18 protein-coding genes, 1 tRNA gene and 1 riboswitch are annotated in these 19,314 nt (G+C 47.3%); of the genes, 6 read left to right on the top strand and 13 right to left on the bottom strand.

Annotation, left to right across the window (positions count from 1 at the left end; translation table 11 throughout):
* Positions 1–39 precede the first annotated feature (39 nt).
* Positions 40–1,068 carry an outer membrane protein assembly factor BamC gene (gene bamC / locus ACUALS_RS09945; protein WP_454448293.1) on the top strand — a complete coding sequence of 343 codons (1,029 nt, stop codon included), beginning with the start codon at positions 40–42 and terminating at the stop codon, positions 1,066–1,068.
* A gap of 68 nt (positions 1,069–1,136) precedes the next feature.
* Here bamC and ACUALS_RS09940 read toward each other — a convergent pair whose 3' ends face one another.
* Together ACUALS_RS09940 and rnt are read right to left on the bottom strand one after the other, a co-directional pair.
* Positions 1,137–2,462 (bottom strand): Na+/H+ antiporter family protein, encoded by a 1,326-nt coding sequence (locus tag ACUALS_RS09940; protein WP_454448292.1) that lies wholly within the window; start codon positions 2,460–2,462, stop codon positions 1,137–1,139.
* Between the two features lie 26 nt (positions 2,463–2,488).
* Positions 2,489–3,148 (bottom strand): ribonuclease T, encoded by a 660-nt coding sequence (gene rnt, locus ACUALS_RS09935; RefSeq protein ID WP_454448291.1) that lies wholly within the window; start codon positions 3,146–3,148, stop codon positions 2,489–2,491.
* Positions 3,149–3,374: 226 nt separating this feature from the next.
* On the opposite strand from rnt, the gene motY reads away from it, so the two are divergent.
* Complete coding sequence (gene motY / locus ACUALS_RS09930; RefSeq protein WP_038133830.1) at positions 3,375–4,256, top strand: flagellar protein MotY; 882 nt, start codon at positions 3,375–3,377, stop codon at positions 4,254–4,256.
* A 48-nt stretch (positions 4,257–4,304) separates the two neighbouring features.
* Here motY and ACUALS_RS09925 read toward each other — a convergent pair whose 3' ends face one another.
* From ACUALS_RS09925 to ACUALS_RS09880, 10 genes are all read right to left on the bottom strand, one after another.
* Complete coding sequence (locus ACUALS_RS09925; protein ID WP_005476910.1) at positions 4,305–4,742, bottom strand: DUF2753 domain-containing protein; 438 nt, start codon at positions 4,740–4,742, stop codon at positions 4,305–4,307.
* Between the two features lie 113 nt (positions 4,743–4,855).
* Entirely contained in the window at positions 4,856–5,272 is a 417-nt protein-coding gene (gene gloA, locus ACUALS_RS09920; RefSeq protein WP_005476906.1) for a lactoylglutathione lyase, read from the bottom strand.
* An 11-nt stretch (positions 5,273–5,283) separates the two neighbouring features.
* Complete coding sequence (nth, locus tag ACUALS_RS09915) at positions 5,284–5,925, bottom strand: endonuclease III (protein WP_454448290.1); 642 nt, start codon at positions 5,923–5,925, stop codon at positions 5,284–5,286.
* Between the two features lie 29 nt (positions 5,926–5,954).
* A complete protein-coding gene (locus ACUALS_RS09910) occupies positions 5,955–6,644 on the bottom strand; it encodes an electron transport complex subunit E (protein WP_005476903.1) in 690 nt (229 codons plus the stop codon).
* Entirely contained in the window at positions 6,637–7,272 is a 636-nt protein-coding gene (gene rsxG, locus ACUALS_RS09905; RefSeq protein ID WP_454448289.1) for an electron transport complex subunit RsxG, read from the bottom strand. The genes ACUALS_RS09910 and rsxG overlap by 8 nt, the downstream gene beginning before the upstream one ends.
* Positions 7,273–7,280: 8 nt before the next feature.
* The gene (gene rsxD / locus ACUALS_RS09900; protein WP_454448288.1) at positions 7,281–8,327 is read right to left on the bottom strand and encodes an electron transport complex subunit RsxD; all 1,047 of its coding nucleotides are present in this window, start codon (positions 8,325–8,327) and stop codon (positions 7,281–7,283) included.
* A complete protein-coding gene (gene rsxC / locus ACUALS_RS09895; protein WP_454448287.1) occupies positions 8,327–11,068 on the bottom strand; it encodes an electron transport complex subunit RsxC in 2,742 nt (913 codons plus the stop codon). Before rsxC ends, rsxD begins: the two co-directional genes overlap by 1 nt.
* Before the next feature lie 8 nt (positions 11,069–11,076).
* Positions 11,077–11,658, bottom strand: coding sequence for an electron transport complex subunit RsxB (rsxB, locus tag ACUALS_RS09890; RefSeq protein WP_038133845.1), 582 nt, complete (start codon positions 11,656–11,658; stop codon positions 11,077–11,079).
* Positions 11,658–12,239, bottom strand: a complete 582-nt coding sequence (gene rsxA / locus ACUALS_RS09885; RefSeq protein ID WP_005476911.1) for an electron transport complex subunit RsxA — start codon at positions 12,237–12,239, stop codon at positions 11,658–11,660. Before rsxA ends, rsxB begins: the two co-directional genes overlap by 1 nt.
* Before the next feature lie 249 nt (positions 12,240–12,488).
* Positions 12,489–12,564: transfer RNA gene (locus ACUALS_RS09880), tRNA-Asn, on the bottom strand.
* Between the two features lie 549 nt (positions 12,565–13,113).
* Between ACUALS_RS09880 and uvrB the strand changes: the two genes are divergently transcribed.
* The 3 genes from uvrB (at position 13,114) to luxU (ending at position 17,146) form a co-directional block, all read left to right on the top strand.
* Positions 13,114–15,144, top strand: a complete 2,031-nt coding sequence (gene uvrB / locus ACUALS_RS09875) for an excinuclease ABC subunit UvrB (protein ID WP_005473426.1) — start codon at positions 13,114–13,116, stop codon at positions 15,142–15,144.
* Positions 15,145–15,404: 260 nt separating this feature from the next.
* Positions 15,405–16,799, top strand: coding sequence for a quorum-sensing sigma-54 dependent transcriptional regulator LuxO (luxO, locus tag ACUALS_RS09870; protein WP_005473429.1), 1,395 nt, complete (start codon positions 15,405–15,407; stop codon positions 16,797–16,799).
* Between the two features lie 2 nt (positions 16,800–16,801).
* The gene (gene luxU, locus ACUALS_RS09865) at positions 16,802–17,146 is read left to right on the top strand and encodes a quorum-sensing phosphorelay protein LuxU (protein ID WP_179944672.1); all 345 of its coding nucleotides are present in this window, start codon (positions 16,802–16,804) and stop codon (positions 17,144–17,146) included.
* Here the strand turns inward: luxU and ACUALS_RS09860 are convergent.
* The gene (locus tag ACUALS_RS09860) at positions 17,132–18,019 is read right to left on the bottom strand and encodes a YvcK family protein (protein WP_454448286.1); all 888 of its coding nucleotides are present in this window, start codon (positions 18,017–18,019) and stop codon (positions 17,132–17,134) included. The genes luxU and ACUALS_RS09860 overlap by 15 nt on opposite strands.
* Positions 18,020–18,196: 177 nt before the next feature.
* Positions 18,197–18,334, top strand: a riboswitch (molybdenum cofactor riboswitch).
* Between ACUALS_RS09860 and moaA the strand changes: the two genes are divergently transcribed.
* Positions 18,323–19,312 (top strand): GTP 3',8-cyclase MoaA, encoded by a 990-nt coding sequence (moaA, locus tag ACUALS_RS09855; RefSeq protein WP_038213434.1) that lies wholly within the window; start codon positions 18,323–18,325, stop codon positions 19,310–19,312. (Overlaps the previous riboswitch by 12 nt.)
* Positions 19,313–19,314 lie beyond the last annotated feature (2 nt).

The raw sequence follows: 19,314 nt of genomic DNA, 5'->3' as shown, positions 1-19,314 counted from the left end.
CGAAGACCACTCTTCGGCATTTACTTATCAGGAGTTTCAATGAAATTGTCTCACCAGCTAGTTCTCAGTTCGCTAGCTGTTTTTGTTTTAACAGCATGTTCTGGTAACGCGACTCAACGCCGTCAGGCGAAAGATGACTTTGAGTATCTTGATACTCCAGCGTTAGAAGAATGGAAGATGGCTGAAGGTGCGGAGCCTCAGTTTTATACCAACTATCAAATCCCTCAGGGTGATTACGCTGGTGGCATCGGAAAAGAGGTCGACATTCGCCCACCTCAGCAAGTGCTTGAGTTAATCCCTGGAGCTCGAGCAGAACGTAAGCAAGGTGAAACAACCCTATGGTTGCTCCGAGAGAGTGAGCTCGATACTGTTTGGGCGACGGCGATGAAAATGCTTCAAGAGCAAAACATCGGTATTCGTGAGCAAACCGCGACACGTGTCGAGACCGATTGGGTGACGTGGTCATCGGAAGATGAAGACGTTGAACTTGGTGCTCGCTATGAAATCGATAGAGTGAAAGCGGGCGGACGCCACGGCTTTAAAATTGCTCTAATCGACTGGAAAGAAGCAGGCAAAGAGATGCCTGTCACTGCGCTAAATAAAGAACGTTACAATGCCTTGATGACTAACTTGGTGACGGCGCGTTACGATCTTGACCTTCGTGAAGAAGCACAGCGCAAAGCGCAAGAATTGGTTAAGCATATTCCAATTTCCATGGGCTCCGACCGAAGCGGTTTCCCTGTGATTATTGCTCGAACGCCTTATAACGTGCTTTGGCAACGCTTGCCGCGATTACTGCCAAATATGGGCTTTACGATTGAAGAGCGTAATCAGTCTCAAGGTACGATAAAAGCGAAGTATGCTTCGCCAGACGATGAGTTTTGGAATGATATCGGTGTGAAACCGATCAGCCTGAGCTCAGGTACGTATACTTTCCTATTTGGTGATTTAGGCAACCGCACTTCTATCAATGTGACAGACTCTTCTGGTAAGCCAGTTGAGGAACAGTTGCTAAAAGATATGGTACCGGTTTGGAGTGCAATTACGGGTAAGCAGAGCGAACAGTAATTGCTACACTGAAATAATAAAAAAGCTGACTTATCACTAAGTCAGCTTTTTTCGTTTCTAGGTGAACGCTATAGAGTCATTGCGGCAATCCAGCCAAAAATGATGAGAGGGATGTTGTAGTGCACAAAGGTGGGCACGACGGTTTCCCAAATATGTTCATGCTGGCCATCCGCGTTAAGCCCTGATGTTGGACCTAAGGTTGAATCTGATGCTGGTGAACCTGCGTCACCAAGTGCCGCCGCTGTGCCCACAAGCGCAATGGTTGCCATTGGTGAGAAACCGAATGCCGCCGCCAAAGGAACGTAAATCGTTGCGAGAATTGGAATCGTAGAGAACGAAGAGCCAATACCCATAGTCACCAACAAGCCCACAACCAGCATTAATAGTGCTGCCATTGGTTTGTTGTCACCAATGCTGGTTGATAATGCTTCAACCAAAGATTCGACACCGCCTGTCTGCTTCATTACTGCGGCAAAGCCTGCTGCGGCAATCATGATAAAGCCTATCATCGCCATCATGTGAACGCCCTTGGTAAACACGTCGTGCGTCTCTTTCCATGCAATCACACCACCGAAGGTAAAGACCATAAAGCCAGCCAAACCGCCGATAATCATCGATCCTGTTGTCAGCTGAACCGATAACGCCGCAACGATACCTGCGGCAGCAACCCAGATGTTCTTTTTGTTGATGCCTTTAGGGGATTCTTCGACGTGCGTAAGTTCTGTTTCTTCATAGACACGAGGCTTACGGTAGCTAAAGAAAATCGCCGTCAACAAACCGAAGATCATCCCCGCAGCTGGTAGAAGCATGGCAACAGGCACTTGGCTTGCAACTACATTTTCTAAACCGTTGTCATGAAGGTTTTTGAGCAAAATATTATTAAGGAAAATACCGCCAAAGCCGACAGGTAGCACCATGTAGGGGGTCACTAAGCCGAAGGTGAGTACACACGCAATCATGCGGCGGTCTAGCTTCAGTTTTGCGAACACGCCCAATAGAGGTGGAATCAGAATGGGAATAAAGGCGATATGGACAGGCACAATGTTTTGTGAAGACATGGTCACAAGCACTAAGGCGACAAGCACGGCGTACTTAAGGCCAGTCGATGCAGAGCCATTCTCTTGGCCGTGAATGCGTTTGATAACGCTGTTGGCAAGAAGGTCTGTGATACCAGACTTAGAGATCGCAACAGCAAATGTACCGAGCATCGCATAGCTAAGTGCAATCGTTGCACCACCCCCAAGGCCGCTTTCAAAAGCAGCAATAGCGTCGTTGAGGCTCATGCCTGCAACTAAACCACCGACAATCGCACTGAATGTCAGGGCAACCACGACATTCACGCGCATCAGTGCTAGGAGCAGCATGATACATACGGAAATAACAACAGGATTCATAGTTTTCTCTTTGTTGTGTTTACTTATTAATTATTGTTCTCGGCATCGGCGTCAATGAGTGGCCAACCTCCTAGGGCTTTCCATTTATTGATGATGCCGCAAAAAAGCTCTGCTGTTTTTTGTGTGTCATAGAGAGCAGAGTGGGCTTCTTTGTTGTCAAATTCCATCCCAGCAGCTTTACACGCTTTGGCTAATACAGTTTGCCCGTAAGCGAGACCACTTAGCGTTGCGGTGTCGAAGGTTGCGAAGGGATGGAAAGGGACTCGTTTAAGCTTGCTACGGTCACTGGCTTCCATAACGAAGCTGTGATCAAACTGAGCATTATGCGCGACGATGATGGCACGGCTGCAATCGGCCGCTTTTTGCTCTTTGCGTACTAGCTTGTAAATTTCTTTGAGTGCTTCTGACTCGGGAATTGCCCCACGAAGTGGGCTAAATGGGTCACGAAGACCGATAAAGTCGAGCGCCTCTTTTTCGATATTGGCACCTTCGAATGGCTCAACATGAAAGTGAATGGTCGATGCGGGTTGGAGATCGCCGTTGTCATCCATTTTTAAAGTAACGGCACAAATTTCCAAAAGTGCATCGGTTTTGGCGTTGAACCCTGCAGTTTCAACATCGATAACTACGGGGAAATAGCCGCGAAAGCGTTTTTTAAGCGTCAATGCTTCGTTTTCTACAGTCATGTTGGCTTATAATTGTGTGACAAGGGCAGCATTATTGCAGATTCTTTGATCAAGAAAAACCGCATTGTCGAATTTAAAGTCAATCGTAATTGATAGTTTTATTTTTCCTTGTGTGATGGAGAAGGTGTGTCACCTTGGCGAGATTTTTGCATTGTATCTACTGTCTCAACTGAGCGCGGCAATATCCCGCCTCAGCCCATGCTGTCATTAAGAGAAGTAACACACTATGAAGAAGCGGTTTGCAACAGGACTGACACTCACCTTAGCGACGATTGCACACAACAGTTGGGCAATGGATGTGCGCTACGTGGCTTCGCCACAACAGTCCCAGTGGCAAATGATCACCAATACACCGCTGGAGTGTCGTTTGGTTCATCCCATTCCGAATTATGGCGATGCTGTGTTTTCTTCGCATGCCAGCAAAAAGATCAATCTCGACTTTGAGTTAAAAATGAAGCGCCCAATGGGGAAAACACGTGATGTTTCCTTAACTTCTATGCCACCGGCATGGCGTCCGGGGGAAGGTGCTAACCGAATCACCAATATCCGATTTTTCCAGCAATTTGACGGTTATGTCGGCGGGCAAACGGCGTGGAGTATACTCAGCGAGTTGGAAAAAGGGCGTTACCCAACGTTTAGTTATCAAGAGTGGCAAAGTCGTGATGAGCGTGTGGAAGTCGCTTTGTCGTCGGTATTGTTCCAAAATTCCTACAATGTGTTTAGTGACTGTATCGCGAATTTATTGCCGTATAGCTTTGAAGATATCGCTTTCACGATTCTTCACTATGACCGAACCAGTGTTGAGTTAAACAAACAATCACAGAAGCGTTTAGCGCAAATCGCGGAGTATATTCGTCATAATCAAGATATTGATTTGGTGTTGGTGTCCACTTACACCGACGCAGAAGACAGCAAGAGCGCCAGTCAAAACCTTTCAGAGCGACGAGCTGAAGTATTGCAAGATTACTTTAAGTCGTTAGGTTTACCTGAAGATCGTATTCGAGTGCAGGGCTATGGCAAACGCCGCCCTGTGGATGATAACGCGTCTCCGATTGGGAAAGACCGAAACCGAAGGGTGGTGATTTCTCTGGGGCGAACTCAGGTCTAAAGCCAAAATAGCCAGCATGTCGCTGGCTATTTTGATCAGAGTCGGTGATTAGTTTAAGCGGAACTTAGCAATAAGATTGCAGTTGGTCGCGGTGTCGATATCTTGCACTAGCTGGGCAATTTTCGGATTTGGATGGCGCTTCATAAACTCGATCAACGCTTTTTTACAACACCCCATCGAATCGATAAAGGCGTCACAATCACTGTTTGGACATTGTGGAACCAAGGTTAAAACTTTTTCAGATGCGAGTTGAAGGTATTTAAGCTCGTAGGGTACATCACCCATCTGGCGCCAGAACATCGCCATATTGTGACAAGATATCACCGAAATCATTAAGCGATCTTCGACGTCAACGTCATCGGCATCTCCGATACGCTCACTGAGTGTTAATGCTTGTTGATAGTGAAGAATACTCCGTAAGTGATCCTCTTCATTCATTGCCATGTCTGCGAGCAATGTATGTTTCTCCCACTCTGCAATACCCATGATCTCATTCTCCTCGTGATTAGTAGAGTGAGATTAAATGATAATTATTATCAAGTAAAGGTTAAAAAATAAGACAGCGTGTTGCTGCCTTATTCCATCCTTGATTCGGTCGTTTAACCTTCTAGCCCCGCTGTGGCCGATTTGTTCTGAATAAGCTCGATCATGTAGCCATCAGGGTCTTTCACAAAGGCAATATGTGTTGAACCACCTTTTACTGGGCCAGGCTCTCGGGTCACATTGCCACCTGCCGCTTTGATTGCGTCACAAGTGGTGTAGATGTCATCGACACCTATTGCGATATGGCCAAATGCGGTGCCAAGGTCGTACTCACTCGTCCCCCAGTTGTAAGTTAACTCAATCACGGCACCTTGCGATTCATCACCATAACCTAAGAATGCAAGCGTGTATTCGTACTGCTTGTTTTCATTGGTGCGAAGTAGAGTCATTCCCATGACTTCGGTGTAAAACTGGATTGATTTATCAAGATCACCTACGCGAAGCATAGTGTGCAGAATGCGTCCGTTTGACATTGTTCACTCTCCTAACTTTCTGGATAGACTTTTTCTTTGAATTCACACAGGTCTTCAATAATACAGCTTCCGCAGCGCGGCTTGCGTGCCACACAAGTATAGCGGCCATGAAGAATGAGCCAGTGATGGACATCCAATTTGAATTCTTTAGGTACGACCTTAAGCAATTTCTCTTCAACTTGGTCGACATTTTTGCCCATAGCAAATTTAGTGCGATTGGATACGCGGTAGATGTGGGTATCGACGGCAATGGTAGGCCAACCAAAGGCCGTATTGAGCACCACATTCGCCGTTTTACGCCCGACACCCGGCAAGGCTTCTAGTGCCTCGCGATCTTCTGGTACTTCACCATTGTGTTTTTCCAATAAGATCTGACACGTTTTAATCACGTTCTCGGCTTTGGAGTTAAACAAGCCGATGGTCTTAATGTACTCTTTGACACCATCCACCCCTAAATCAAACAATCCCTGAGGGGTGTTGGCAATAGGGTAGAGCTTATCCGTTGCCTTGTTGACGCTCACATCGGTGGCTTGCGCTGAAAGCAGGACCGCAATCAACAACTCAAAAGGGGTGCTCCAGTTGAGCTCGGTTTGCGGGTTTGGGTTGTCTGCTCTCAACCGTTCTAATATTTGACGGCGTTTATCTTTGTTCATTTGAGGCTGCTTTCCAGTGTTTTTTATTGTTAGTTTGTTACTCGCGCTCGTTCTATCGTTGGTTTTTCTTGTTTTGGTTGGCGAGCTTCAAGTTGTTTATCGATGATGTTTTTGACGGCGATGAGTAGCCCCACACCAATAAAGGCACCCGGAGGGAGAAGGGCAAGCAAGAAGCTGTTATCAAACTGAAAGACTTCGATTCTCAACGCTTTCGCCCATTCACCGAGTAGTAAGTCTGCACCATCAAATAAAGTGCCATTGCCTATCACTTCACGCATTGCACCGAGAACGACTAACACGCTTGTCATGCCCATTCCCATCCAAAAACCATCTTGCGCAGACGGTAAAACATCATTTTTAGATGCGAAGGCTTCTGCGCGGCCAATGATGATGCAGTTGGTGACGATCAGTGGAATGAATATCCCAAGCGACAGGTACAAACCATAGGCGTATGCGTTCATTAATAGCTGAACACAGGTCACCAGTGCGGCAATGATCATTACAAATACTGGGATACGCACTTCTTTTGGTACGTAGTCGCGTACTAGAGAAACGGTGACGTTGGAGCCGACGAGAACCAACAGCGTGGCGATACCAAGTCCAAGTGCGTTGGTGACAGTGGAAGAGACCGCCAACAGTGGACAAAGCCCGAGGAGCTGCACCAGTGCGGGGTTGTTGTCCCACATGCCATTTTTAATCAGTGCTTTATGTTCACTCATTGTTGCCTCCGCAGTTTAGAGGTTGGTTGAGAATTTGCTCACGATGTGTGTTGACGTAAGAGACGGTATTCTTGACGGCTTTTACGACAGCACGCGGTGTAATGGTTGCCCCAGTAAACTGATCGAATTGCCCGCCATCTTTACGTACTTTCCAAGTCGACTGATTTTCTTCGGTTACCGTTTTGCCCGAAAAACTCAACATCCAATCGCTGACACGCAGGTCAATCTTGTCACCTAAGCCTGGAGTTTCTTGATGGCTTAGAATACGTGAACCAAGAACTTTTCCGTTTTGTGCAATGCCAACAATCAATTTGATCGCGCCATTGTAGCCATCAGGTGCAATGGCTTCGATAGCCAATGCAGAGGGTTGCCCTGCGATCGATGCCATGTAAACCGGCATAGGTTGTTCGGTGCCTAAAGCAGAGTCACTGACAAATGTGCAGGCTTGATATAGGTCGTTGTCATGCAACTCTTGAGGAATCACTTGGTTGAGTACTGACAACAGCTGAGCTTGCTCTTGCTGGTGGATCTGGTCTTTGGTTAAGTAGTGCGTCAACGCGACTAAGCCTGTGGAAGCACAAGCAAATACGGCAAGGACAACACCATTTTTACGAATTGCGTTTAACATGCTGCTCCTTAGTGTCCATAGGTACGTGGCTTAGTGTAATAGTCGATCAGAGGGACGCACATATTGCCTAAAAGAACGGCAAAAGCGACACCGTCTGGGAAGCCGCCCCAGCTTCGAATAATAAACACCATCACACCAATGAAGGCACCGAATATCAAACGTCCCTTAACCGTCGTTGACGCAGAGACAGGGTCAGTTGCGATGAAAAATGCGCCTAGCATGGTTGCCCCAGAGAGCAGGTGCAGTATTGGTGAAGCGGTTTCACCCGGAGCCAATAATAGGAACAGGCCACTTGCCGCCGTTAGACCCAGTAAAAAGCTGACGGGAATATGCCAACTAATGACGCGAAGTTTAATTAACGCAAGACCGCCAATTAGGTACGCTAAGTTCACCCATTCCCAGCCAATGCCAGCGAGAGCGCCAAATTGTGGCTGAGACATCGCTTCGCTCGCGGTATTTCCGGTAAGAAGGGCTGTCTTAAACGCATCCAGTGGCGTTGCCATCGTAACTCCATCGATACCTGTGCGAATTTGTTGCAGCGATAGACCATCTAAGTTGAATCCGGTAAAGATGAGCGAGAATGCATCCCCCATTGAGATAGATGTCGCTTGCAGCTCATTCGGTGATACCCAGCTTGTCATCTGGACAGGGAAAGAGATGAGCAAGACGACATAAGCGACCATGGCAGGATTGAATAGGTTCTGTCCTATGCCGCCATACAAGTGCTTCGCGATGACAATGGCAAAAACAAGACCGATGACAACAATCCACCAAGGAGAGAATGGTGGAATGGCGATCGCAAGCAACCAAGCGGTTACTACGGCGCTGTTGTCACGCAGTGCCGATATCGGAGAGCGCTTGCGGCAAACCATCACTAACGCTTCTAGGCTTAAGCCGACAGCTAAAGCGAGTATTAGCTGAATTAGGGTTCCCCAGCCAAAGAAATAGGTTTGTGCTGCCAAGCCTGGTAGTGCACATAATGCAACCCACTTCATTAGGTCAGGAGTGCTTCTGCGACTGTGCGCATGGGGTGAGCTGGCAATAAAAAAGGCCACTACTCTTTCTCCTCAGAATTTTGTTGTTCTTTTGCTTGTTGTTGCGCAGCTTTGCGCGCTTTAGCTCGGGCGATGGCAGCAGCAACGGCGGCTTTTTTCGGATCGTCTGCTTGCGCAGGCTCAGCCTCGGCTTCCTCAACTTGCGGCTTCGCTTCTGGTTGAGCTTGCTCTGCTTCTTGCGCAGCTTTACGCGCTTTTGCTCGGGCAATGGCAGCAGTAACAGCGGCTTTTTTCGGATCGTCCGCTTGAGCAGGTTCAGCCTCGGCTTCCTTAATTTGAGGTTTAGTTTCCGGTTGAGTCTGTTCTGCTTGTTGCGCAGCTTTGCGCGCTTTTGCTCGTGCAATGGCAGCTGCTACAGCGGCTTTTTTTGGATCGTCCGCCTGTACAGGCTCAGCTTCGGTTTCCTCAACTTGCGGCTTAGTTTCCGGTTGAGTTTCCTCTTCTCCTTGTGCGGCTTTGCGTGCTTTCGCCCGCGCGATGGCAGCTGCTACAGCGGCTTTTTTCGTATCGTTCGCTTGAGCAGGTTCAGCCTCGGTTTCCTCAACTTGCGGCTTAGTTTCCGGTTGAGCTTCCTCTGCTCCTTGCGCGGCTTTGCGCGCTTTTGCTCGTGCGATGGCAGCAGCGACTGCGGCTTTTTTCGGATCGTCCGCTTGTGCCGGTTGAGCCTCGGCTTCCTCAACTTGCGGCTTAGTTTCCGGTAGAGTTTCCTCTGCTCCTTGCGCGGCTTTGCGTGCTTTCGCCCGCGCAATGGCAGCAGCGACTGCGGCTTTTTTCGGATCGTCCGCTTGAGCAGGTTGAACCTCGGCTTGCTCAACATGAGGTTTAGCTTCTGGCTGAGTTTGTTCTGCTGCCTGCGCGGCCTTACGTGCTTTCGCTCTTGCTATCGCATCAGCGACTGCAGCTTTTTTATCACTGGTAGGCGCGTCGCTGTTTGTTTGTTCGGCTTTCTTAGCTTTTGCTCTAGCGATTGCAGCAGCAACAGCGTCTTTTTTGTCTGAGCTGTCAACACTATGCTCTGAAGTCGATTGTTGAGCTTTTTGTGCTTTTCGCTCACGAGCTTGGCGTTTACGCTCCTCACGCAGCTTCATCATTTCGGAATTGTCGGGTTCGCTACTGCCTGAATTTTGCGCAGCAGCCTGCTTCGCCTTCGCTTTGGCAATGGCAGCGGCAACCGCTGGTTTCACCTCATTTTCAGCAGCTGCATTATCTGATTTTTGCGCTTTTACGCGTGCGATGGCGGCGGCGATCGCGTCATCACTGCCAGACTTTTTCATCTCTTTGCGACGATCGTCGGCCGCTTTCTTGAAGCGATTTTCTCGTTCCGCTTTATCTCGCTCCATGCGCGCTTTTTTCTCTTCAAAGCGTATTTTCGCGCGCTCTGCCGCTTCCGCCTCTTCTTTACGAGTGCGAATTTCTGCTTTTGCTTGGCGGTAGTATTGAACAAGTGGAATTTCACTCGGGCAGACAAACGCACACGCCCCACATTCAATACAGTCTTTTAGGTTTAGCTCTTCACACTTATCGAACTCTTCAGCTTTGGCGTGCCACTGGAGTTGTTGAGGAAGCAATGACGCAGGGCAGACTTCTGCACACTGACCGCAACGAATACACGCCATCTCATAGTGGTCTGGTGAGATCTCTTTGCGAGTCGGTGCGAGGATGCAGTTTGCGGTTTTGGTGATGGGCACATTGGCATGTGGCAAGGTGAACCCCATCATAGGGCCGCCCATAATTAGGCGAGGCAGTTTTTTGTCGGCTTTGTAGCCAAATTCATCGAGTAGCGCTTGCACAGGAGTACCGATTCGTGCCCAAACGTTTCTTGGCTGCTTAAAGGTATCGCCTGTTAACGTAACGATGCGCTCGATGAGTGGTTCGCCGTCGCAAACCGCGCGCTTGATAGCCTGTAGCGAGCCGACATTTTGCACCAGCAAACCAATATCTGCAGGTATCCCATTTGCTGGCACTTCTTTATTGGTCAGAATTTTGATGAGCTGTTTCTCACCACCAGAAGGGTATTTGGTCGGAATCACTCGGATGACAATGTCTTTATTCAGTGCCGCGTGTTGTAGAGCTGCGACCGCGTTTGGTTTATTGTCTTCAATGCCAATGATGGTCAGTTTCGGCTTGAGAATATGCTCAACGATTTCGATACCTTGGATGATTTCGTCGGCGTGTTCTTGCATCAACATGTCATCTGCGGTGATGTAAGGCTCACACTCCGCCGCGTTGACGATTAATATCTCAGTACGTGCTAAGCCAGATTGAATCTTCTTCGCCGTCGGGAAGCCTGCGCCACCCATGCCTGAAATACCTGCTTGGCGGATAATTTCAATCAGTTCATCAGGGGAGGATTGGCGATAGTCTTCCACGCATTCGCGATCTATCCAGGTATCTTCGCCATCTGGATGAATGACAATGCACAGCTCAGACAACCCTGAAGGGTGAGCGGTTGTTCTATGCTCTATCGCTACAACCTTGCCGGAGGTTGGAGCGTGGATAGGTAGCATAAAGCTGGTGTCGTACTTGGTCAGGGCTTCGCCTTTTTTGACCTCGTCACCCACATTTACGGTTATCGTACCCGGCTTGCCAATGTGCTGTTTGACTGGCAAGACAATCTCGCTAGGGAGACTGGCACGCGCGATGGGTGATTGAATGGACTGTCGCTTGTTTTCTGGTGGGTGAATACCGCCTGGAAAATCCCAGAGAGCGCCCGTTCTAATTTGTTCGATTAATGACAACATACCAGTCCTTAATTCACACTTTTCTGCTTGGCTGCAGAATCGGTAATATCAACAACAGGAATGGCGTCCAGTTGCCATTTCCAGTTCGCTGTAGTGGTTTCTACAGGAATCATTTCAATACAATCTGTCGGACAAGGCGCGACACACAGGTCGCAGCCTGTACATTCATCTTTTATAACGGTGTGCAGTGCCTTAGTGCCACCCACGATGGCATCGACAGGACAAGCTTGGATGCACTTAGTACAACCGATACACATATCTTCGTGAATAAAGGCGACAGTCTTAACATCATCCAGTTCGTGGGCTGACTCTGTGGCTTCTACGCCCATTAAATCTGCCAGTTTTTCAATCGTGGCTTGCCCACCTGGAGGGCACTTATTAATGGCATCGCCGTTCGCGATCGCTTCTGCATACGGGCGACAGCCTGGGTACCCGCACTGACCACATTGAGTCTGAGGTAAGATGTTGTCGATCTGGTCTACGATAGGATCCGCTTCCACTTTAAAGCGAATAGAAGCAAAGCCAAGAATCGCGCCAAATACGGCAGCCAATGCTGCTACGGCTAATACCGCAATTAGAATCGAGCTCATTACAATTTCACCAACCCAGTAAAGCCCATGAATGCCAGCGACATAAGTCCTGCGGTAATCATTGCGATAGATGCACCTTTAAAGGGAGCGGGTACGTCAGCCGCGGTAATACGTTCACGCATGGAAGCAAACAGAATCAGCACTAGCGAGAAACCCACCGCAGCACCAAAACCATAAATGATGGATTCAATAAAGTTATGGTTTTCATTGATATTGAGTAACGCGACACCCAGAACCGCACAGTTGGTCGTGATAAGGGGCAAGAAAATTCCCAGTAAGCGGTAGAGTGTTGGGCTGGTTTTGTGGACCACCATTTCCGTGAACTGTACAACAACAGCGATCACTAAAATGAAGCTCATGGTCCTGAGGTACTGAAGACCAAGAGGCGCCAAAATGTAGTTTTCAACAAGGTAGGCGCACACGGAGGCGAGGGTCAAAACGAACGTTGTCGCTAACCCCATTCCGATTGCTGTTTCCAGTTTTTTTGACACGCCCATAAATGGACATAAGCCCAAAAACTTCACCAGTACAAAGTTGTTTACTAGGACTGTGCCTACCAACAACAAAAGATATTCGGTCATAGTTATTTATTTGAGAAATTCCGATCCCGATATTATCGTGCTTTGCCAAGCCAATAACAACCAAGGAAAGATAAGGTTTTATGCTGTTGAGTGAAATTTATACGGATTTGGTGGCAAAAAGTCGCACGAAATATCGATAGAGAGGGTCGTCGATGCTTATCAGAGGGGGGGGAGCGCGATCGAACTTAGGTTGTAAACGCCATTAATACGAAAAAAGCCCAATCTCTCGATTGGGCTTTTCTCTAAATCTGGCTCCTCCTGCTGGGCTCGAACCAGCGACCTGCGGATTAACAGTCCGTCGCTCTACCAACTGAGCTAAGGAGGAATTGCTTTAAGCGGGGCGAATCTTAACGATCCAGTTTGACCCTGTCAACATTAAATAGGCGGTGAATGATGATTTTTTGCGTAATAAAAAACTTTACTTTCTTGCAGCCCTTATCAGACAAAGGCTAGATTTAGTTATCCACCAAAATTGTGGATAACTATGTTAATTAAACTTGAGCAATTAATAAACAATCGATTTATAGAGTATTAAGTCTAAAAATAATCAATAAAGATCATTTTGTAACCGGTTGTATAATAAAGCGTCAGGTTAAATTTTAGCCACTTTGTGACTAAATTGGATCGAGTGGATCATTTCTGTGATCAAGTGATATAGCGGAAAAATGTGAATAACTTGTGAGCTATTTGAAAGGCTTTTTGAGAAGTGATCTCTGCTAGGGCGGAAGATAGTAACAGGATTGAAATTGATGATCTAGCGATCACAGTACAAATTTATTAAAACAGCGAGATATTTTTTCCTCAGCTATTGTTTCTGTATATTTATACAGTCACAATAATGGATTGATGAAAAGTGGATAGGGCCGAGGTGTCTATGGGTAAAGTATTTGAATTGGTATCGGATTATCAGCCATCGGGCGATCAGCCGACCGCCATCAATCAGTTGCTAGAAGGTTTAGATTCAGGGTTAGCCCATCAAACTTTGCTCGGGGTAACAGGGTCTGGTAAGACGTTTACTTTAGCGAATGTGATCGCCAAAGCGCAACGACCAGCCATTCTCTTGGCGCCGAACAAAACGCTAGCAGCTCAGCTGTATGGGGAAATGAAATCATTTTTTCCTCACAATGCGGTTGAGTACTTTGTCTCGTATTACGACTATTACCAACCAGAAGCCTATGTCCCAACAACAGACACCTTCATTGAAAAAGACGCTTCAGTAAACGCACATATCGAGCAGATGCGTTTGTCTGCCACCAAAGCACTACTTGAACGAAAAGATGCCATCATTGTTGCGTCGGTCTCCGCGATTTATGGTTTGGGTGATCCAGAAGCCTATCTGCAAATGATGCTGCATATTCGTCGCGGTGATGTTTTAGATCAGCGCGATATTTTGCGTCGTCTTGCAGAGCTCCAATACAGCCGTAATGATGTTGCCTTTGAACGCGGTCAATTTCGCGTTAGGGGAGAGGTGATCGACATTTTCCCTGCAGAGTCGGATCAAGATGCGGTTCGTATTGAGATGTTTGATGATGAAATTGACTGCATTAGCATTTTTGACCCACTGACGGGTGTGGTAAAACAGCGCGATTTACCACGTTTCACTATTTATCCGAAGACCCACTATGTAACCCCACGTGACCGGATTCTAGATGCTATTGAAAACATCAAGGTCGAATTGGAGTCACGTAAAAAGTATCTCCTAGAAAACAACAAACTGCTTGAAGAACAGCGGATCTCACAGCGTACTCAGTTCGACATTGAAATGATGAACGAACTCGGTTTTTGTTCTGGAATCGAAAACTACTCTCGTTACTTGAGTGGGCGTAAAGAGGGAGAGCCGCCTCCGACCTTGTTTGACTATCTTCCTCATGATGGCCTTCTAATCATCGATGAATCGCACGTCACCGTGCCACAGATTGGCGCCATGTATAAAGGTGATCGTTCTCGTAAAGAGACCTTGGTAGAGTTTGGTTTTCGCCTACCTTCGGCACTAGATAACCGACCAATGAAGTTTGAGGAATTTGAATCTATTGCTCCGCAAACCATTTTTGTCTCTGCGACGCCCGGTAATTATGAACTGGAAAAATCTGACAACGAGATCGCCGATCAGGTGGTTCGTCCTACTGGATTACTTGACCCTGAGTTAGAAGTGCGCCCTGTGGCAACCCAAGTGGATGACCTGTTGTCTGAGATTCGAATTCGCTCTGTTAAAGATGAGCGTGTTCTGGTTACCACACTCACTAAGCGTATGGCGGAGGATTTGACTGAGTACCTTACGGAACATGATGTGAAAGTGCGCTATCTCCATTCTGATATTGATACGGTTGAGCGGGTTGAAATTATCCGCGACCTGCGCTTGGGCGAGTTCGATGTCTTGGTCGGCATTAACTTGTTACGTGAGGGCTTGGACATGCCGGAAGTGTCTTTAGTTGCGATCCTAGATGCCGACAAAGAAGGTTTCCTTCGCTCCGAACGGTCATTAATTCAGACCATTGGTCGTGCTGCGCGAAATGTCAGTGGTAAAGCGATCCTGTACGCGGATTCGATCACCAAATCGATGAAGAAAGCGATGGACGAGACCAATCGCCGTCGTGAGAAGCAGCAGGAATACAATGCAAAAATGGGCATTGAACCACAAGCTCTGAAACGCAACATTAAAGACATCATGGAGCTCGGTGACATCACCAAGAGTAAGAAGCAGCGTGTGAGTAAAGCGGTACCGTTATCGAAGGTAGCGGAATCGTCACAACGTTATGATGTCATGACACCACAACAGCTTGAGAAAGAGATCAGCAAACTAGAAGCGCAAATGTATCAACATGCGCAAGATTTGGAATTTGAATTGGCGGCAGAAAAGCGCGATCAGATCGAAAAACTGCGTCAGCAATTTATCGCCAACAGCTAACGGCTTTATCAAGATAAAAAAATAGCCAATAGATAAGGTATCTATTGGCTGTAATTTGTGAATAATACATTCACTAACAACGTCAGTTGGCTAGGTGACCCATGAGGGTCATAGTAGTTTTAGCAGATACCATGCCACAAATATTGTGCGTGATTCATCCAAATTCCTACTAATTTGTGTCAAAATAGCCCATTCAATTTGCAAAATGCAAAGCGCAATGCGATCATTTAACAAATTGCAAAATAATAATTGGCTAGGCTATGCAAGAACACACAGATAATCAGAACGCAAAATATTTGCTGATGGTTGAGGATACCGCGTCTGTCGCGGCTCTTTATCGCTCCTATCTAACCCCGCTTTGCATCGACATCAATATTGTCGGTACAGGACGGGATGCAATCGAAAGTCTTAACTTTCGAACCCCCGATCTTATTCTCCTTGATTTGCGTCTTCCCGATATGACAGGGATGGATGTACTTTACGCGGTGAAAAAGAAAAACCCAGACGTGCCGGTTGTATTTATGACCGCGCATGGCTCTATCGATACGGCGGTAGAGGCGATGCGTCACGGCGCACAGGATTTCTTAATCAAGCCCTGTGAAGCCGACCGACTGCGTGTCACCGTCAACAATGCATTACGCAAAGCGAGTAAGTTGAAAAACGAGGCTGATTATCCAGGTAACCAGGGCTATCAAGGGTTTATCGGTAGTAGTCAGACAATGCAGGCGGTTTATCGAACCATTGACTCTGCGGCGTCGAGTAAAGCCAGTATCTTCATCACCGGTGAGAGTGGTACGGGTAAAGAGGTGTGTGCAGAAGCGATCCATGCAACCAGCAAGCGCGGCGATAAACCGTTTATCGCGATTAACTGTGCTGCGATTCCAAAAGACTTGATTGAAAGTGAACTGTTCGGTCACGTTAAAGGGGCATTTACCGGTGCCGCGACCGATCGTCAAGGAGCGGCTGAACTGGCCGATGGCGGAACTCTGTTTCTTGATGAGTTGTGTGAAATGGATCTCGACTTACAGACCAAGCTTTTGCGTTTTATTCAGACCGGTACCTTCCAGAAGGTGGGGTCGTCTAAAATGAAAAGTGTGGATGTTCGTTTTGTGTGCGCGACCAACCGTGACCCTTGGAAAGAAGTGGAAGAGGGGCGCTTTAGGGAAGACTTGTACTACCGTTTGTATGTTATCCCGCTTCACTTGCCACCATTGCGCGAGCGCGGTGACGATATCATTGAAATTGCCTATTCGCTGCTGGGCTTTATGTCAAAAGAAGAAGGTAAGGATTTCGTCCGCTTATCTCCGCAGGTAGTGGATCGATTTGCCAGCTACGAGTGGCCAGGAAATGTGCGCCAATTGCAAAATGTGCTGCGCAATGTTGTGGTGCTCAATAATGGCAAGGAAATTGATTTGTCTATGTTACCTCCGCCATTAAACAAACCGACGGAGAACCAAATTCGAGTTGATTTACCTGTGTCTGACGAGTTTTCAGTGCAAGACATTTTCCCACTTTGGTTAACGGAAAAGCGAGCCATTGAGCAAGCTATTAAGGCATGTGATGGCAATATCCCTAAAGCGGCGGGCTATCTGGATGTCAGTCCATCGACCATCTATCGCAAGCTGCAATCATGGAATTTGAAGGAAACACAGTAATTATCATGGATGTATTAAACAAAGAGAAAATTGAGCGTTTGGCCAGCGAGATTGGCGCGGACAATGTCCCCATTCTCCTTGATATATTCTTAGGTGAGCTGGCTCAGTACAAAAGTAAGCTGACTGATGATTCGAGCTTGGATGTGGTGTCTTATCTAAAAGAGATCAGTCATGCACTCAAAAGTAGTGCTGCGAGCTTTGGGGCTGAGGTGCTTTGTGCTTATGCCATAGAGTTAGATTCTATGGCAAAAGCTGGTCAATCGTTTGACCCAAACAGCAGCCGAGACAAAATGATTGATCTACTGAGTGAAACCGAATCGCACTATCAGCGTTTAGTTTCTCAGTAAGGCATCAATGGCGTCATGCAGTTTGTCTCGGTCATGGCGCCAGTCCCGATTGGGTGAAGCGAGCGGTGTGGTCACACAGTTCCACTCTTTTAGTTCAGGGTGCGCTTCTTCGCCTAGCACCACGTCTATCTGCCGGCCTTGGCAGGCTCGCTCGCACCATTCCAGTTTTTCACGCAAACTCATTTTACCGGCGGGCCCGAACTCAGGCGATAAGTTCTCAACGAATATGAGCTTCGCTTTCTTGTTGTTGGCGATCGCGCGACCAACTTCTGACAGGAGCAATGGCGGCATAATACTGGTCAAAAAACTGCCCGGACCGAGAATAATGGCATCCGCTTGCTCAATGGCGATCACGCCTTCTTTTGTCGCAGGGACTTCTGGCTCCAAATCAAGCCTAACCAATTTCTCAGGCATCTCATCAACACTGGTTTCGCCAGTCACCCAGTGTCCCTCAGTCGATAGCGCTTTTAAATCTGAAGGATGTTCAGACATCGGAATGATATTTACATCCACTTTGAGCATGTTGCGGATTAGGTTTGTGGCATCCAGAGGACGTACTGATAAGTTGTCTAATGCGGTGAGCATGAGGTTACCCAAATTGTGGCCGTCAAGTTCACCAGAGCCTTTGAAACGGTATTCAAACATCATTGAACTGATGGAAGGATCGGTAATCAACTGATTAATGCAGTTACGCGTATCGCCCCATGCAATGCCGCCTTGGCAGCTGCGGATTCGGCCAGTAGAGCCGCCGTTGTCTGTGGTTGCAACGATTCCCGTTGCGTTCTCGCCGAAGTCTTTTAAAGCCGCAAGAATACGACCAAGGCCATGCCCACCGCCGATCGCCACCACTTTTTTGCTTGAATACAAAGTCATTATTTTCGTCTTATTTTTTTATAACCAACTACAATTTAGAATATTGTATTAATAGGAGATACTCAAAACGAGGTATTTTGAGTTACGTGCATGTTTTTTTGACCTCTAGGGTAGAAACACGCACGAATATTAAGTATTTTACTCGACAGCTGCTGGTGGTGTACATATTACGCGAACCAGTTGCCATAACTCCGAGCTCTGCGGGCTAAGTTTGTAAATAAATAAGCGTGTAGAGCCAGTGACAAGTTGTCACAAGGGCAAGGTTGGAAATGACGTTGCCTCCCGTGTTTGGAAAGGTGTTCCGTGGCGCAACAATTCGAAGATAAATTTCATCGCAAGTTTTATTACTTGCGTCTTTCCGTTACTGACGTTTGTAACTTTAAATGCACATATTGCTTGCCTGATGGTTATAAACCATCGGGGCAGAAAAACTCGTCTTTTTTATCCGTACCTGAGATTAAGCGCGTCGTTCGCGCGTTTGCCGATTGTGGTACGTCAAAAGTCCGCATCACTGGTGGTGAGCCAAGCCTGCGTAAAGACTTCAACGATATTATCCATACGGTGTCTGAAACACCCGGTATCACCAAAGTCGCGACGACGACAAACGGCTATCGGATGGAAAAGCAGGTCGCTGACTGGAAGCAAGCTGGGCTGACGCACATTAATGTCAGCGTTGACAGCTTAGATCCTCGCATGTTCTATCAAATTACGGGTGAGAATAAATTCTCTGAGGTGATGTCGGGGATTGATCGCGCGTTTGAAGTCGGGTACGAACAAGTCAAAGTCAATGTCGTGTTGATGAAAGATCTCAACGCCAATGAGCTGCCCGCCTTTCTCAACTGGATCAAACATCGTCCAATTCAACTGCGTTTTATTGAATTGATGCAGACCGGGGAGATGGATGAACTGTTCCACAAGCACCACGTTTCTGGCGTAGCGATTCGTAATCAACTGATTGCGAACGGTTGGCTTCTGAAGGTTCGTGCGAACAACGATGGTCCCGCTCAAGTGTTTGTCCACCCAGATTATCAAGGTGAGATTGGCTTGATCATGCCTTACGAAAAAGACTTTTGTGAGAGTTGCAACCGACTTCGGGTCTCCGCTAAGGGTAAGCTGCATTTATGTTTGTTTGGCGATCATGGCGTTGAGTTACGCGACCTTCTTCAGCAAGACTCACAAGAAGATGCGTTGATTCAACGCATCCAAGAACAGTTACAAACAAAATCCGTCAGTCACTTCCTGCACGATGGAAACTCCGGTATGACGCCACATCTTGCGTCTATCGGCGGCTAATC

Source organism: Vibrio sp. NH-7, from assembly GCF_053643215.1.
Note: the sequence above shows the minus strand (reverse complement) of the source record. Positions and strands in the feature narration are given on the sequence as shown.

What these genes read in the sequence shown, in the direction of transcription:
- bamC (WP_454448293.1), top strand. Translation starts at nt 40, where the DNA reads ATGAAATTGTCTCACCAGCTAGTTCTCAGTTCGCTAGCTGTTTTTGTT.
- ACUALS_RS09940 (WP_454448292.1), bottom strand. Translation starts at nt 2,462, where the DNA reads ATGAATCCTGTTGTTATTTCCGTATGTATCATGCTGCTCCTAGCACTG.
- rnt (WP_454448291.1), bottom strand. Translation starts at nt 3,148, where the DNA reads ATGACTGTAGAAAACGAAGCATTGACGCTTAAAAAACGCTTTCGCGGC.
- motY (WP_038133830.1), top strand. Translation starts at nt 3,375, where the DNA reads ATGAAGAAGCGGTTTGCAACAGGACTGACACTCACCTTAGCGACGATT.
- ACUALS_RS09925 (WP_005476910.1), bottom strand. Translation starts at nt 4,742, where the DNA reads ATGGGTATTGCAGAGTGGGAGAAACATACATTGCTCGCAGACATGGCA.
- gloA (WP_005476906.1), bottom strand. Translation starts at nt 5,272, where the DNA reads ATGTCAAACGGACGCATTCTGCACACTATGCTTCGCGTAGGTGATCTT.
- nth (WP_454448290.1), bottom strand. Translation starts at nt 5,925, where the DNA reads ATGAACAAAGATAAACGCCGTCAAATATTAGAACGGTTGAGAGCAGAC.
- ACUALS_RS09910 (WP_005476903.1), bottom strand. Translation starts at nt 6,644, where the DNA reads ATGAGTGAACATAAAGCACTGATTAAAAATGGCATGTGGGACAACAAC.
- rsxG (WP_454448289.1), bottom strand. Translation starts at nt 7,272, where the DNA reads ATGTTAAACGCAATTCGTAAAAATGGTGTTGTCCTTGCCGTATTTGCT.
- rsxC (WP_454448287.1), bottom strand. Translation starts at nt 11,068, where the DNA reads ATGTTGTCATTAATCGAACAAATTAGAACGGGCGCTCTCTGGGATTTT.
- rsxB (WP_038133845.1), bottom strand. Translation starts at nt 11,658, where the DNA reads ATGAGCTCGATTCTAATTGCGGTATTAGCCGTAGCAGCATTGGCTGCC.
- rsxA (WP_005476911.1), bottom strand. Translation starts at nt 12,239, where the DNA reads ATGACCGAATATCTTTTGTTGTTGGTAGGCACAGTCCTAGTAAACAAC.
- uvrB (WP_005473426.1), top strand. Translation starts at nt 13,114, where the DNA reads ATGGGTAAAGTATTTGAATTGGTATCGGATTATCAGCCATCGGGCGAT.
- luxO (WP_005473429.1), top strand. Translation starts at nt 15,405, where the DNA reads ATGCAAGAACACACAGATAATCAGAACGCAAAATATTTGCTGATGGTT.
- ACUALS_RS09860 (WP_454448286.1), bottom strand. Translation starts at nt 18,019, where the DNA reads ATGACTTTGTATTCAAGCAAAAAAGTGGTGGCGATCGGCGGTGGGCAT.